Here is a 13,685-nt window from a genome sequence, read left to right on the forward strand (position 1 = left end):
GTTATTTTACTTTGACCACAATGTCACTGTATGACCAGTTATGAGAGATGCCTTCAAGCTGTTTGCCCTTAGGTTTAATATCAATCAATGCTTGTTGCGCATTAGTTAATTTACAATAACTACTAAATACCAACTCTACCCAAGCGACAGGTTCGATATGTTGCTGCAATTGATGCCAGTCTGCTAAAGCATTTTGCCAATATGCTACTGCGGAAACAGCTTCTCCTGTGGTGATCGCGCTCTCAAATAGCCGCTCTGTTTGCTCTTCAAAGTAATCATAATTAAAACTCATTGCTACATTTTCAATTACTTCCACTGACGATGTCTCACGCGTACTGGGTTTAGTGACTGAACTTAGTTTTCGTAATGACTGTACTATATTGACCAAAGCCAATTCATGAGCAGTTTCTTTTACGTTGATGTATGACTTAATCGGCATTGCGGGTGCAAAACGCAATGTTTCAGGTAAGTTTTTATCTTCAAAGATATTCTCATTAATTTCAAACTCAGGGTGTTTCTGAAGGTAACGCGCCATATTACGTAATAAACTCGCTTGTTTTTCATCACGTCTAAGTTTAAACAGGCTTAATCTCATACTATCGATGATAAAGCGCAAGCGTGGAAGGGTTTGATTAAACCAATAGATAAAGCCACTTATTTTTCGCGCAAGCTCTACTGGACAAGCCCAATCCATCCATTCATAACAAGTTTCAGGGTCGATTTGCTGTAATTCAGTGAGGAGTTTTTGTGCATAGGTTAATGCACGCTCATTCTCACGTACTTTAGCGCTGATTGTTGTTACAAAGCCAAACTGGCTCGAGATAGCATAGTGCATATTGTCGAGGCTAACGTTGAGATTATCTTTAGCCTCATAAAGGAGATCATCAAGCTGATCTAAATAGTATTCTGCATCATCCTGTTGATCACTGATTACTGATAAACGATAGTCGTTGACTGTGTCTGCCAACACATCAATCACTTTCCCCATATCAGTAAGTTGACGATAACTGCTTTGTTTACGCATTAAACGATTTAACATACGTTTAAGCTCAGCACTTACGCGGTAATCGCCAGGCTCATCATCAGGTCTTAACAATGACTTTTTATGCAGTGCAGCAATCTTTCTTGCTTCATCACCATCGCCCTGTATAGAGCCGAACACATAAGCCTCAGCTAATAGCTGGTCATGGTTGCCTAAATGGCGTAATAACTCTGCTACATCTTTCGTATCATAACCAGCCATTAGAACAATAACTCTTCTTGTTGTTGCTCTACTGTCTCCGGTAATTCAATACGTTCAGAATCATTTAAAAATTCAATTAATAGATAAATTAAATCAAATTTAGCAGTTGCAAAATAACGGCTACTTCCTGCATTCTTACGCACAAAATATCCCAGCTCTTCTAGTTTATGAAAGACAAATACCAATTGTTCACGGCTTTCTAATTTATTGGTTTTAAAAGGTCGAATCGAGGTTAAATGACGTAATTGCTCACGCAATGTTTGATCATGTTCAAACGGATCAAACAGTTCATTAATATTGATAATGGACTTTGCATGAATTGGTAAGTCAGTTTGACTCGCCGTTAGAATTAATTCTAAAAACTCAACTAATGGACGAAACATGCCACGAATATCAGTAAATAATGCGGTTAATTCTGGTGTATTATCGCTATCCACTTCGTTAAATGTACAATAATACGCATCAGCACTATCCAGAAAGGTTAATTGGCGATCTAAATTGCTCAGGAAGTCACTAACACGATCTTGATTTTCTTGAGCCTGTAAAAATAAAAACTCATCGGCGAAACCTGTTTCACAAATCACTTCACCAGTTAATAATTTTTGAACGGTTTGCTTAAACATCTTGGCTCTCCAATTCAGTTGTTTCAGTCTGAGTCGCTTGTTCTGCTACTTGTTTGCGTTGCATTAGTAACTCATCTAATCGTGATGTAGGAATATGAGCATGGAATATCTTGTTATCTTTAATTTTATAGTGTCGTTCATACAAGGATAGAATATGACGATCCGTTGATGGGGATGCAGATAACATGGTAATCGCATTATCGTTAAACATAGTTAATAGCAGGTCGATATTTTCAGCCGCTAATTCACCTAATTCATCCACTGGCAGTATAATTTGTGTTTTAACATCACTTTCACCGCGTAACATGCCTAAAATCCCAGCATACAATGACAACATAGCTAAATATGAAAGTCCTGTTGAACTTATCTTTTTAAGTTGCCTTGCATTACGAGCATGTTTTAACTGGCCTTTTTCTGAGATTGTAAACTCAATATCAAACAACTGATGATGCGCTAATGCAAAACCTTCACTTGGTAAATATGCAGATAGTCTTTGCATGGCAACAATCAGATCATCGGGAATATCACCAACACCTTCGCGTAAATCATCACGGTATTGTTCAAATAATTTAGCAAATTGTTGCAATGGTCCCCAATAATCTAACTCTTCTTGTTTCATCACCGTATTGACATTGATATCAGCTAGCGCTTCAAAATGAGCAAGTTTAGTCACATTACTAGATAACTGTTTACCAATACTTTTAATACGACGTCCAAAGTGTTCAATATGTTGGTAGAATTCATTGATCATGTTGGCGTTAACCGTCACCAATTGATAAGTATTTTTTTGTTTTTGCGCAGCACTGCTAAGTAAATCTGCAATCGGGTTCTGATATTTGAAGAGACTTCTAGCTCCTTTATAAATATCGTTATCTGCTACTAATTTAACCCAATTCTCATAAAGTTCGCTGTTTGCATTGTTTTTAGCAAAGGCAGTATTAAATTGAGTAATCTGTGACTGTAATCGTTTATCGATTGCCTTAAACTGCTTAACCCAATCACCACAGAAAGTTACAGTTAATTCTGGGTTATTACTTGGTTCTGAATCAGATGCTAAAGGTTCAATACCATATTGCTCACATTCACGTTGTGCCAAACCTAATTGGAGTAAAAGATCAGCATCATCATTAAGCTGCTGTGATACTTTTTTAAGGCGTTTTTGTTTCTCAGTTATTAGACCTGTTTTTTCAATGGTTAAGTCCGATAAACTATTTTCTAAACTACGTTTTTGCACTTCACGATTTTGATTTTGTTCAACTAACTGGTCACGATTGATATAACGATTATTCATGAAATCTTCATATTCACGTGCTTTACGTGCCCATACTGCACATTCTTCAAGTTGTTTAGTCAATTCAGCACGTTGTTTAATACGTTTATCAACTTCACCATCTGGATCTAGCTTATCTAAAGCTTGATCTCGTTGTTGCTTATAATCTTTCTGTCGTGTTTTGGCGCTCTCTTGAATAGCAGCAAACTGCTCTGCAAGCTGGTCAAGTTGGCTATCTCTATCTGACTCAACTACCATTCGTTGATCTAACATTTGATTATTAAGCTCAAAACGTTGTTCTTGCTGTAATTCCTTAAACTCAACTAGTTTAGCCTGCTGCTGTTTAATCTTACTTTGTAATTTTTTAATATCCTCTTCAAAAGTCGCTGCGGCTTGTTTTAAAAAGTGCTGTTTCTTAATAAGCAGGTTATCTTGTTGTGTTTTGAATTGCTGTCGTTGTAATTCAGCTTTCTGTAATGCTTGTTTACGCTCACTGATCACTATTCCTTGTTGTTCTATTTGTTTATTCAAATCATTTAGTTGGCTGATAAATTGCTCTGATTTGTCACTTAGTGATACGATTTTATCATCTATATTATTTAATTTATCGCGAAGCTCATTCTCATTAAGTTGTAAATCGTTATCCTGTAACTGGTCTAAATCGATTTGTAAGCCAAACAAGCTATGTGTTTGCTCTTGCTGCCCTGTTACCCATTGTGGATTGAGATCTTTTCGTGCTAATTGCTCTGCTGATAAGACGCGGCCAATATTATCTTTCCAACCTTGGGCTTGGTTCTCGTTACTTAAGAAATGATGTAATGAATTCACTTCCGGCAACAATTGTAAATGTAATTGTTGTCGTGATTTTTTATGCTCATCTAATTGACGATTGTTTTTAGTATGTTGTTCCAATACTAATACACGCTGTTTTTCTAAAGTATTAAGTTGATCATTGTCACTGCTTAGTATCTGTAATAAATCGCTTAAACGATCTTTCGCATCGGACATGTTTACTTGGTTACTTTCAATCTCTTTCTGTAATTCAGGATCGACGCTAATATTTTGCTGTGCAGACTCTGCCATCTTCAGATCATTTTGTAGCAATTGCAGGTCCATATTGAGCTTCAAAAAGCTATCATTTAACTGTTCATTTAGCTTGGCTAGCTGACCTTGGTAAGTTTCAGAAATAACCGATAACTGTGTATTTGCTTGCTCTTTAACTTTAGCAACCTGCTCATGGTTGCGAGCTTCATCTTTTACTTTTTGTAAGGTCAAAGTTTGTAATAGAGATTCAAATTTAGCCTGTACTTTGTTTAGATTTCCTTCAAATGCTTCAATGATCTCATTAACATCGTTTAAAGCCTGTTGGTATCGAGGTGCATTATCAGCTTGTAATTGAAAACTTGCAGCGTCATTCTCATCAAATTTGAGCTTATCTTCATCTAATAGATCGATACGGCTTTGGTCTGCTTCAATTTGTACCAATAACTTATTAATATCAGTTTGTAATGATAAGGTTTGCTCTTTTAATTGTTTGTCTAATTGAGTAATTTCATCACGTAGTTGAGATTTCTGCTGGCTTCGCTCAGTTTGTTTGAGGTTTATGCTCTCTTGATGCGTTAACATTTCAACATGCAAGTGTTGTAGTTTAATTAATAAGTTATCTAGCTGGTTAAAGTCGGTTTGCCAGAGCGTTATTTTATCACTAACCTTTTGAATTGAACGACTAGCTTGAATATCCGCTAACCATAAGCTGATATCTTGTTTATTTAATGTGATTTGTTCTTTTTCCTGACCAACACTACGGGCGATATGATCACTGGCAATCGCCACCAGCATTTGTTTAACAGCATCAAAATCAAGATTTTTCTCGATGGTACCATTCACTACTTTATCGAGATGTGGCGTAGCTAAGTCACTGAATGCAAAACGGTTTTGTAACTGACGAATTTCTTTAACTTTTCGACCAATACGCAAGTTTTGAATAACTTGACGGTATTTATCAACGCCCAAGTAAATAGAGCACTCGGCTCCCAGAGAGCGATATGCACGCTCTACCTCTGCAACTGTTAACGGAATTTTATTTTCACCGATAAAGATCTGACTATCAAAACCACTATCAATGAATTTAAATTGAACGCCACGACCATCAGAACTAGCTAAAACCATGCAGGTTTGACCACCCGGACGTTGGTATTCATAAACCAACATACTGGAGTCTCTCGGTAAGTAATAATCAGCAAAATTTTTGGCTTGATCAACTTTACTTACGATATCACTTGGGCGCATACCATAAAATAGTGGTAATAAACGCATCAAAGACGTTTTACCCGCGCCGTTAGTGCCTTCTAATTGAGTATGACCAGACAAATCCAATTCATTCACTTGTCCTTTCCAAAAGCTATCGATAATAATAATACGTAATAATTGATAAGCTTGGTTTGACATGAAGGTTCCTTGTAAACGAGAAAAGGTTAAAAATTAGATAAATAACGAGATATTTCATACTTAAAAGCCCCCCTAAAAGCCATATCAACAGTTGTTGGGCTATTTGGACGATTGCTTTCACATTTCTACTTTTTAAATAAGTATATCCATACAATATTTAATTAATAGACAGAATTGCGCATTCTAATCTTAGATACCATGCAATACAAATGCACTTTCCATATTGCTTATCAAATAACAAAATAATTTTATATTTTTAATTTATTTTGTTGTTTTCTGCAAAATTAACTACCCTTAAATGGGTATATAAATTAAACTAACTACTCACTTAGAGATACTACTTATGATTTAGCTAACATACATCATGGTAGCGAATTAAATTATTCTATTAGAATCATAAAGTTATTATTGTTCAGTGCAATACTGCTAACACGCCAGATGCATCATTACAGTGGTGCTAATTAAATTAGAAGGAACTAAACATGAGTAAAAAATCACTATTAGCTTTAGCTATTTTGAGTTCATTAGCAGTATCAAATGTTCATGCATCGAATAAAATTGCAGATGCCCGTGGTAATGCCATGGGTAATACTGGTGTTGCTTCTGCTGATTATTTAACAGCCCCCTTCTATAACCCTGCACTAGCAGCTAATTATCGAGATCACGATGATTTTGGTGTTTTTATAGGCATAGATGTTGCAGCCAGTGACAAAGATGATGCAATCAGTGAGCTTGATGATCTTCAAGATAATATTGATGAACTAAATGATTCAAATTCAACGGATACAACAGCTATCGATGCAAATCTTGCTGAGTTAGATGGTTCTCAACCAGTTCAAGTTAGCGCAGGAACGAGTATTGCCATTGCCTTACCCACTAAGGTTGTTTCCTCTAACCTTTTCGTTCGTGGTTATGCAGAAATAATCGCACAAACAGACATCACCGACGAGTATCAAACATCTAACGTTGATTTTGTCGCATTTGGTTATGTTGAAGCAGGTTTAACTTTTGCTCAACAATACACAATAGCAGGTCAGCAATTCTCTTTTGGTATTACTCCTAAATACCAACAAATGCGAACTTATGCTCAAATAGTGACAGTTGAAGATTTTGATTTAGATGATTATGACGAAAGTGAAACATCAGAAAGCGCTTTCAACTTCGACTTAGGCGCCGTTTGGTACGTTGATAATTTCCGTACTGCGATTGCAGTTAAAGACCTCATTGATCAAGAAATCGATGTAATTGATACAAGCGGTGCAATTAATGGCAGTTACCATCTTGATACACAAGTAACTGTTGCTGTCGCTTATAGTGCTGATTATTTTGTTGCAGCGATTGATGCAGACTTAACCAAACAAAAAAGATTTGAAGGTATTGGCACTGACGATGATACACAATTTATTCGTTTTGGTGTTGAGGGCAATGCCTGGGGTTGGGCGCAGTTACGTGCAGGTTACGAAATAGATTTAGAAGAAACATTAGATAACTCAATCACTGCAGGTATTGGGTTCAGCCCTTTTGACCTTGTGAGCTTAGATATTGCCGGTTCATATGCAGGCGAAAACCAAGCTGGTGTATCAGCTAACCTAGCATTAACATTCTAACCAAATTTTTAGGTAAATCGAGTGGTCATTAACCCATTCGATTTACCATCTAGCATCTAGCATCTAGCATCTAGCATCTATCATCTATCATCTATCATCTATCATCTATCATCTATCATCTATCATCTATCATCTATCATCTATCATCTATCATCTAGCATCTAGCATCTAGCATCTAGCATCTAGCATCTAGCATCTAGCATCTAAAATCTACCCCAACTGCTTAATAAACCTAATTTTACTATTATCTGCATTACCATTATCTTGATAACCATTAATCTTATAACCACTGTTAATTAATAGTTGCAACATAGCAGGATAACGGTTCATTGATTTAACTGTTACTACCGAATAACCCGCTTGCAACGCCCAAGCTTCTTGCTTCTCTCTAAGTTGGGTGGCTATACCTAGTTGTCGATATTGTGGGGCAACACCACCTAACCAGCTGTAAAACTCATTATCTGAAACGTGATAACCAATTTTATAACCTGCTAACTTGCCATGATAGCGAGCAATTAGAATTAACGCTTTTTTATGCTCTAATCGCTTGTATAAACTGGCTTTGTTAGCTGGCTGATCAAACTCAGTGATCTGTTTATCAATTTTTAACACATCATCAACAGTGCCTATTTCACAGCTTATGGTCATCATTTAATCCTGTTAATACTATTTTGATAACATACAGCTTGCTAATAAATCTGCAAAAAATGGACTGCCCTTTTTATTTAAAAACTCGATATTTCTTTCCGGAATAGCATCCACATCAGGGTGTGCCGCAATGGCTCTTTCCATGCTGCTTTCTCGAATGATATGCAGCGTTGGGTATGGCGAACGATTGCTATAATTTGAGGCAGCATCTTCGGGGTCACCTTCGAAACAGTAATCAGGGTGAAAATGTGCAAGCTGATAAACACCTTCATAACGATTCATCTGTAAAAGGTGGTTTGCTAGGTAAACACAATCTAGAAAAGATTCAAAGTCACTGCATGTTTCACTTAAAATTAACAAGGTCGTTTCTGTTGCAGGATTCTCATCTAAATAACGCCATTCTTCACTTAAAGTTTCCAACACAGCTTCAACGTTTACACTATGATCGTCAACATAGCGAATACTACCTCTTTCTACTTCTCTTCTAGCAAAGGGACAAATATTGTATTTTACGATAACTTTGTTTACCCAAGCTTGGGTACTACTAATGGCGTTCACTTTCTATCCTTTAAATGGTAACTAATTGAGGGCATGGTTATACCGCTGACATTAAACTTTTTAATTAAATTTTACGCTAGAAAAAACAGTTCAATTAAAGTAATAAATAGCAACTTCTTTACGAATTTAACAACGTAGAAGTGTGCTATTTTAACAAATAAATAAGCTATTTATTGGAGTTGGTATTAAATGTTATTTAAGATTTTATGTGCGCTTCGATACCCTAGGTCAATCATTTCTTTAGCGCGATCAAACTCTAACGTACCACAGGCATTGCGAGCGATTACAATATTATAATCAGCGGGATAAGCGGCTAGCTTCAAACGAGCAATGGTACCTTGCATTGCATCAAAGGCTTGATCAGCAACATCATAGGCAGCAATAGTAGAAGGCTTTGCTTCTGTAATACTCAGGTTTTCACTTAGCTGTTTAATGTAATGACCAATTTTTTGATGAAAAGCAAGATCTTCAACTTCATTGATTACATCATTTAATGTATCAACTTCATCACAATTATAATTAAATTCACCTGAAAGGTTCACTGCAATAATAGCATCTGTATTATCCCCAAAAACTGGTGCAATAGGCACTGGATTTAGTACACCACCATCTATCAGCTGCACTCCATCTTTTTCTACAGGTGTAAAAAATAACGGTAATGAGATAGACGCTCTGATCGCATCAAACAAACAACCTGAATTAATCCAAACCTCTTTTTCATTTTTAATATCTGCGGCTACTGCAGTGTATTTTAATGGTAAATCTTCAATGGTTTGGTCGCCTAACAACCCCACCAAAGTATTAATGATTTTATCACCACGTAATAAGCCGCTAGAAGTCCAAGAGATATCTAATAACGAGATAATAGACAGTTTGTCTAATCCACAAACCCATTGTTCAAACTCTTTTAACTTACCTGCGGCATAAACGCCACCAATCAATGCGCCTATTGAACACCCTGAGATAGATTGAATTTCATAACCATGTTCAACTAACCACTTAATAATACCTATGTGTACCATTCCTCTAGCGCCACCACTGCCTAATACCAGTGATATTTTTTTGTTGGAGGGAGGTACCAATTTTAAGCTGAATTTAGACATATGAAACCTAGGCAATAAGACATAGTAAGAGTGTAATCAAGTTTGTAACGTTTTGCATTCATTTTGATATTCAAGTCATCAAACAAAACTCAATTATCTCCTCGAAAAACAACGGTTTTTTAAGCGATTATTAAGTTACCGAACTAATCAATAAAATATAAGTGGTTTTTACAATATATGCACCAAAATAACATTAACTTTACTTGTTCAGATCTTCTTAGCCTGTCATAATTTTGTAATTACATTTATTAATATCAGGATCGTCATGACAAGTTTCTCAACATCAATTCATCAAGTGGTTAGCGATGCATTAGCAGATTTAAACGAAGCCCAAATAAAAGGCAAAATCCCAAAAAACCCACTTAGTGAAACGCATTTCTTAGCGGCATGGACAACCAACGCAATCAAGAAGAAACGCTATGAAAGTGATGTGTTACCGACTTTGACAATTTGGCAACGTAGAGCGCGTAGCTTAGGCAAGAATGCTGCGTTAGTAACAACCTTCACTGCAATTAAAACGACTTATGAACACGTTTTTGATGAAAGCCTTAGTGCCAAGCCTGTTGATAAAAAACAAATATCTGCTCTTTGCAATCAACTGATTGAAGAACAATGGATGGTAAATACAGACTTAGTTGTTGGCGAAAAATTAAATCGCCATAGCGGAGGTCAAGCTTCACTAATTATTTGTTCGGAACAATTTGAATCAAACTTTGAAGATGGTTTGCTAGTAAAACCTTTAAGTTTATACATTCGAGGTGATCTGACTGAAGCACTAACAGCTGCTTACCAACATACATTGTTATTACATAAAGTGACCGATTATAAGTCTAAAGTAAAATACCACGGCGAATACATCATATATCCTGAAAATAATGGTGACTTCCTACCTGAGTTATTGGAAGCATAATAAACTTCAACAATTAACAGAATTCAATATTCAGTAACATTTAATATTGAACGTTGAATAAACAGGTTACTAATTTTATTTGTAGCCTGTTTACCCAAGTCAACACTTATTGATTAAAAACAATCTTGAATAAAATCCTTTCCATTGACAGTAATCCTATGCTTTCTGACCAACATAACCTACGAAACTATTTTGCATAATTGCACTGAGTAATAGCCTGTGTAATAGCCTGTCTGTTTTAAGATTAATATTATGGCGACCATTAATAATCGCTGTTAAATACAAGTATTTCTATAGTAACTACATTACCGCCCATCATTATGTAATAGCCAAATATTGATCTCAATGCACTGATTGTTCGTATGATTTTTATATTTATGGAATGATTTCAATGCAACGTACATTATATTGGGTTACTAAAGACCTTCGAGTTAGTGATAATTTAGCGCTTGACCTAGCAAGCCAAAGTGAGCAACTAATATGTGTTGCTGTGATCGATCCAGAATGGTTTAAAGTTAATCAACAACAAGCTATTCCATTAGGTAAAAAACGCCTCAATTTTTTATTACAAGGTTTACAAGCACTCAATAAAAGCTTAAATAAACTTGGTCAACAACTTCACATTATTAATGGTAATACCGTCAATACCTTGAATGCAATATGCGAACAGTTCGATATTACAGATTTAGTGGTAACCAAACAACCAGGGACATATGAACGTGACATCATCTCAAGATTACAGCATAAAAAGCCTCAGTTAAATTTACATCAAGTTCAACAGTTCACGCTTTTCACAGAGGAAATGTTGCCCTTTGCCTTAGCGGAACTACCTGCAAGTTACTCAAAATTTAGGAAAGTAGTTGCAGATATCACTGCTGCTAGTCCAGCAACAGCAAGCTATCGTTTACCATCTCAATTTACTCAGTCATTAGCCGAATGCCATAAGTATTGGAATGAGGAAGTAACCAAAAAAATAATAGTAGAAGGCACTGAAAACCAAAACCAACAGCGAGGTTATGAATTTACTGGCGGTGAGCAAGCAGGGTTTGAACATCTTCAACAATATTTCTCATCATCGGCACCAGCAAGGTATAAAGAAGTGAGGAATAAGCTTGATGGTTGGGATAATAGCAGCAAGTTGTCTGCATGGATCAATTATGGCTTTATTTCAGTAAGGCAAGTGATCAACTCCATTAATGAGTTTGAGCAATTACATGGTAAAAATGCTTCAACCGAAAGTCTCTACCACGAAATTTTATGGCGCGAATACTTTCAATGGCTACATTATAAAGTTCAAGATAAGTTATATCATTTTAAAGGCTTAGCACATTCTTCACCATTAACCTCTTTCTATCCAGAGCGTTTCAAAAAATGGTGTACCGCAAGCACTCCTTTCCCGTTGGTGAATGCTTGCATGACTGAATTGTTCGAAACAGGTTACCTCAGTAATCGAGGCAGACAAATTGTCGCAAGTTGTTTAGTCAATGAATTAAGTGTTGATTGGCGATACGGGGCAGCATGGTTTGAGCAACACCTGATAGATTACGATGCTGCGATAAACTGGGGAAATTGGCAGTATATTGCTGGCGTTGGCGTTGATCCACGTGGAGGTAGACACTTTAACTTAAAAAAACAAACCCAAATACATGATCCTGATGGTCAATACCAAGCAACTTGGGCTGGACATCATAATCAACAAACTGATTCCCCTTTAGACTCTGTTTCTGCAGACGATTGGCCTGTGAAATAAATAATGAACAAGGAGTCTCCATTAGAACGTAAAGCTATTAATCTCGTTTGGTTGAAACGAGACTTAAGGCTGAACGACCATCAGCCAATAGCTTCTGCTGTTGAATCAGGCCCAACATTGCTTTATTACGTATTTGAACCATGTTTAATAAACGATCCACATTATGACCTACGACATTGGCGTTTTGTATGGCAATCGATACAAGACTTAAACCAACAACTCGCTACATTTAACTCGCAGGTTTATATTTTTTATGGTGAAGCTCAAGCGGCATTAGATGAAATTCAAAAACAATTTTTCATTAAACAATTATTCAGTCATGAAGAAACAGGATTATTAGTTACTTTTGAACGAGACAAACAGATTAAACAGTGGTGTGAGCAACATCAAGTTCCGTGGCATGAAACTCAGACTGGTGCTGTCATTCGCGCTAAACAAGATAGACAAGGCTGGGATAATCAATGGCGTAAAGTATTCAAGGGTGAATTAACAGTGCCATTACTGTCTACACATAATTTGTTGCCAAACCATCAGCTGACCGAATTAACACAGCCGGAGTTACCTGATGAGTGGATGATTAATGATAAATCAATGTTAACGGGCGGTGAGCAATGGGCGCACAAGATACTTAACTCATTTCTTGGTGGCCGAGGGAAGCACTATCACTTCAACATTTCTAAACCTTTAGCCAGTCGTAAAAGCTGTTCACGTTTATCCCCCTACTTGGCCTGGGGAAACATTAGCTTAAAACAATGTTATCAGGCTATTTTACAAAAACGTCCCGAGCTTGGTTGGAAAAAGCCCATTGATGGTTTAGCTTCACGACTTCATTGGCACTGTCACTTTATTCAAAAGTTTGAAAGTGAGCATCAAATGCAATGGCGACATATCAATCATGCCTATCATCATTTTGAGTACCCAGAACTACATTGTGGGTTAACAGTAGAGACAAGAATTGAGCGATGGAAAAAAGCACAAACAGGCTACCCACTGGTTGATGCTTGCATGCTGTGTTTAATAAAAACTGGTTATATTAATTTTAGAATGCGAGCAATGTTAGTCAGTTTTTTATGCCATCACTTATTAGTCGACTGGCGATTAGGTGTTACACACCTAGCTAAACTGTTTCTTGATTTTGAACCAGGTATTCATTATCCACAGTTTCAGATGCAATCTGGTGTGACCGGAACCAATACAATCCGGGTTTATAATCCAGTAAAGCAGTCACAGGAAAAAGATCCTGATGGGGATTTCATCAGGGAGTGGTTACCGCAACTATCTGAGATACCGAATGAAATAATCCATACTCCGTGGGAATTATCGCTAATGGAGCAACAACTTTATCAATTTACCGTGGGTAAAACTTACCCTGAACCCATCGTCGATATTGAGCAAACAGGAAAAATTGCACGTGACTTACTGTGGGGCTTTCGTAAACGTTATGACGCGCGACAAGAAGGTCAACGTATTGTGGCTAAACATGTACGTAAACGCCGCCCTTCTTCAACTAAAAGTAAAAGATAAA

Annotated in this window: 10 protein-coding genes; 4 read left to right on the forward strand and 6 right to left on the reverse strand. The window is 36.7% G+C overall.

Annotated elements, in window-relative coordinates:
* Position 1: 1 nt before the first annotated feature.
* From V5290_RS03360 to V5290_RS03370, 3 genes are read right to left on the reverse strand one after another with little or no spacing between them, the layout of a single operon-like run.
* Positions 2 to 1,243, reverse strand: a complete 1,242-nt coding sequence (locus tag V5290_RS03360; protein WP_333381898.1) for a hypothetical protein — start codon at positions 1,241 to 1,243, stop codon at positions 2 to 4.
* Positions 1,243 to 1,866: a hypothetical protein gene (locus tag V5290_RS03365; RefSeq protein WP_333381900.1), complete on the reverse strand. Its 624-nt coding sequence runs from the start codon at positions 1,864 to 1,866 to the stop codon at positions 1,243 to 1,245. Before V5290_RS03365 ends, V5290_RS03360 begins: the two co-directional genes overlap by 1 nt.
* Positions 1,859 to 5,584 (reverse strand): ATP-binding protein, encoded by a 3,726-nt coding sequence (locus tag V5290_RS03370; protein ID WP_333381902.1) that lies wholly within the window; start codon positions 5,582 to 5,584, stop codon positions 1,859 to 1,861. Before V5290_RS03370 ends, V5290_RS03365 begins: the two co-directional genes overlap by 8 nt.
* Positions 5,585 to 6,066: 482 nt before the next feature.
* On the opposite strand from V5290_RS03370, the gene V5290_RS03375 reads away from it, so the two are divergent.
* Positions 6,067 to 7,191, forward strand: coding sequence for a conjugal transfer protein TraF (locus tag V5290_RS03375; RefSeq protein ID WP_333381903.1), 1,125 nt, complete (start codon positions 6,067 to 6,069; stop codon positions 7,189 to 7,191).
* Between the two features lie 210 nt (positions 7,192 to 7,401).
* On the opposite strand, the gene V5290_RS03380 is transcribed toward V5290_RS03375, so the two are convergent.
* The 3 genes from V5290_RS03380 to V5290_RS03390 form a co-directional block, all read right to left on the reverse strand.
* Positions 7,402 to 7,842, reverse strand: a complete 441-nt coding sequence (locus V5290_RS03380; protein ID WP_333381905.1) for a GNAT family N-acetyltransferase — start codon at positions 7,840 to 7,842, stop codon at positions 7,402 to 7,404.
* 15 nt (positions 7,843 to 7,857) lie between these two features.
* Entirely contained in the window at positions 7,858 to 8,397 is a 540-nt protein-coding gene (locus V5290_RS03385) for a DUF1415 domain-containing protein (RefSeq protein ID WP_333381906.1), read from the reverse strand.
* A gap of 185 nt (positions 8,398 to 8,582) precedes the next feature.
* On the reverse strand, positions 8,583 to 9,500 hold the full coding sequence (locus V5290_RS03390) for a patatin-like phospholipase family protein (RefSeq protein WP_333381908.1): 918 nt from the start codon (positions 9,498 to 9,500) through the stop codon (positions 8,583 to 8,585).
* 265 nt (positions 9,501 to 9,765) lie between these two features.
* Between V5290_RS03390 and V5290_RS03395 the strand changes: the two genes are divergently transcribed.
* The 3 genes from V5290_RS03395 to V5290_RS03405 all read left to right on the forward strand — a co-directional run bounded on the left by V5290_RS03395 (position 9,766) and on the right by V5290_RS03405 (position 13,684).
* Positions 9,766 to 10,410, forward strand: coding sequence for a DUF2913 family protein (locus V5290_RS03395; RefSeq protein WP_333381910.1), 645 nt, complete (start codon positions 9,766 to 9,768; stop codon positions 10,408 to 10,410).
* A gap of 391 nt (positions 10,411 to 10,801) precedes the next feature.
* On the forward strand, positions 10,802 to 12,160 hold the full coding sequence (locus tag V5290_RS03400; RefSeq protein WP_333381912.1) for a DASH family cryptochrome: 1,359 nt from the start codon (positions 10,802 to 10,804) through the stop codon (positions 12,158 to 12,160).
* Between the two features lie 3 nt (positions 12,161 to 12,163).
* Positions 12,164 to 13,684, forward strand: coding sequence for a deoxyribodipyrimidine photo-lyase (locus V5290_RS03405; protein ID WP_333381913.1), 1,521 nt, complete (start codon positions 12,164 to 12,166; stop codon positions 13,682 to 13,684).
* Position 13,685: the final 1 nt, after the last annotated feature.

Source organism: Psychromonas arctica (assembly GCF_036697365.1).
Taxonomy (GTDB): domain Bacteria; phylum Pseudomonadota; class Gammaproteobacteria; order Enterobacterales; family Psychromonadaceae; genus Psychromonas; species Psychromonas arctica_A.

Bases quoted from the DNA above. Each gene is read 5' to 3' on its own strand.
- V5290_RS03380 (WP_333381905.1), bottom strand. From the start codon at position 7,842: ATGATGACCATAAGCTGTGAAATAGGCACTGTTGATGATGTGTTAAAA.
- V5290_RS03390 (WP_333381908.1), bottom strand. From the start codon at position 9,500: ATGTCTAAATTCAGCTTAAAATTGGTACCTCCCTCCAACAAAAAAATA.
- V5290_RS03365 (WP_333381900.1), bottom strand. From the start codon at position 1,866: ATGTTTAAGCAAACCGTTCAAAAATTATTAACTGGTGAAGTGATTTGT.
- V5290_RS03375 (WP_333381903.1), top strand. From the start codon at position 6,067: ATGAGTAAAAAATCACTATTAGCTTTAGCTATTTTGAGTTCATTAGCA.
- V5290_RS03405 (WP_333381913.1), top strand. From the start codon at position 12,164: ATGAACAAGGAGTCTCCATTAGAACGTAAAGCTATTAATCTCGTTTGG.
- V5290_RS03360 (WP_333381898.1), bottom strand. From the start codon at position 1,243: ATGGCTGGTTATGATACGAAAGATGTAGCAGAGTTATTACGCCATTTA.
- V5290_RS03400 (WP_333381912.1), top strand. From the start codon at position 10,802: ATGCAACGTACATTATATTGGGTTACTAAAGACCTTCGAGTTAGTGAT.
- V5290_RS03370 (WP_333381902.1), bottom strand. From the start codon at position 5,584: ATGTCAAACCAAGCTTATCAATTATTACGTATTATTATTATCGATAGC.
- V5290_RS03395 (WP_333381910.1), top strand. From the start codon at position 9,766: ATGACAAGTTTCTCAACATCAATTCATCAAGTGGTTAGCGATGCATTA.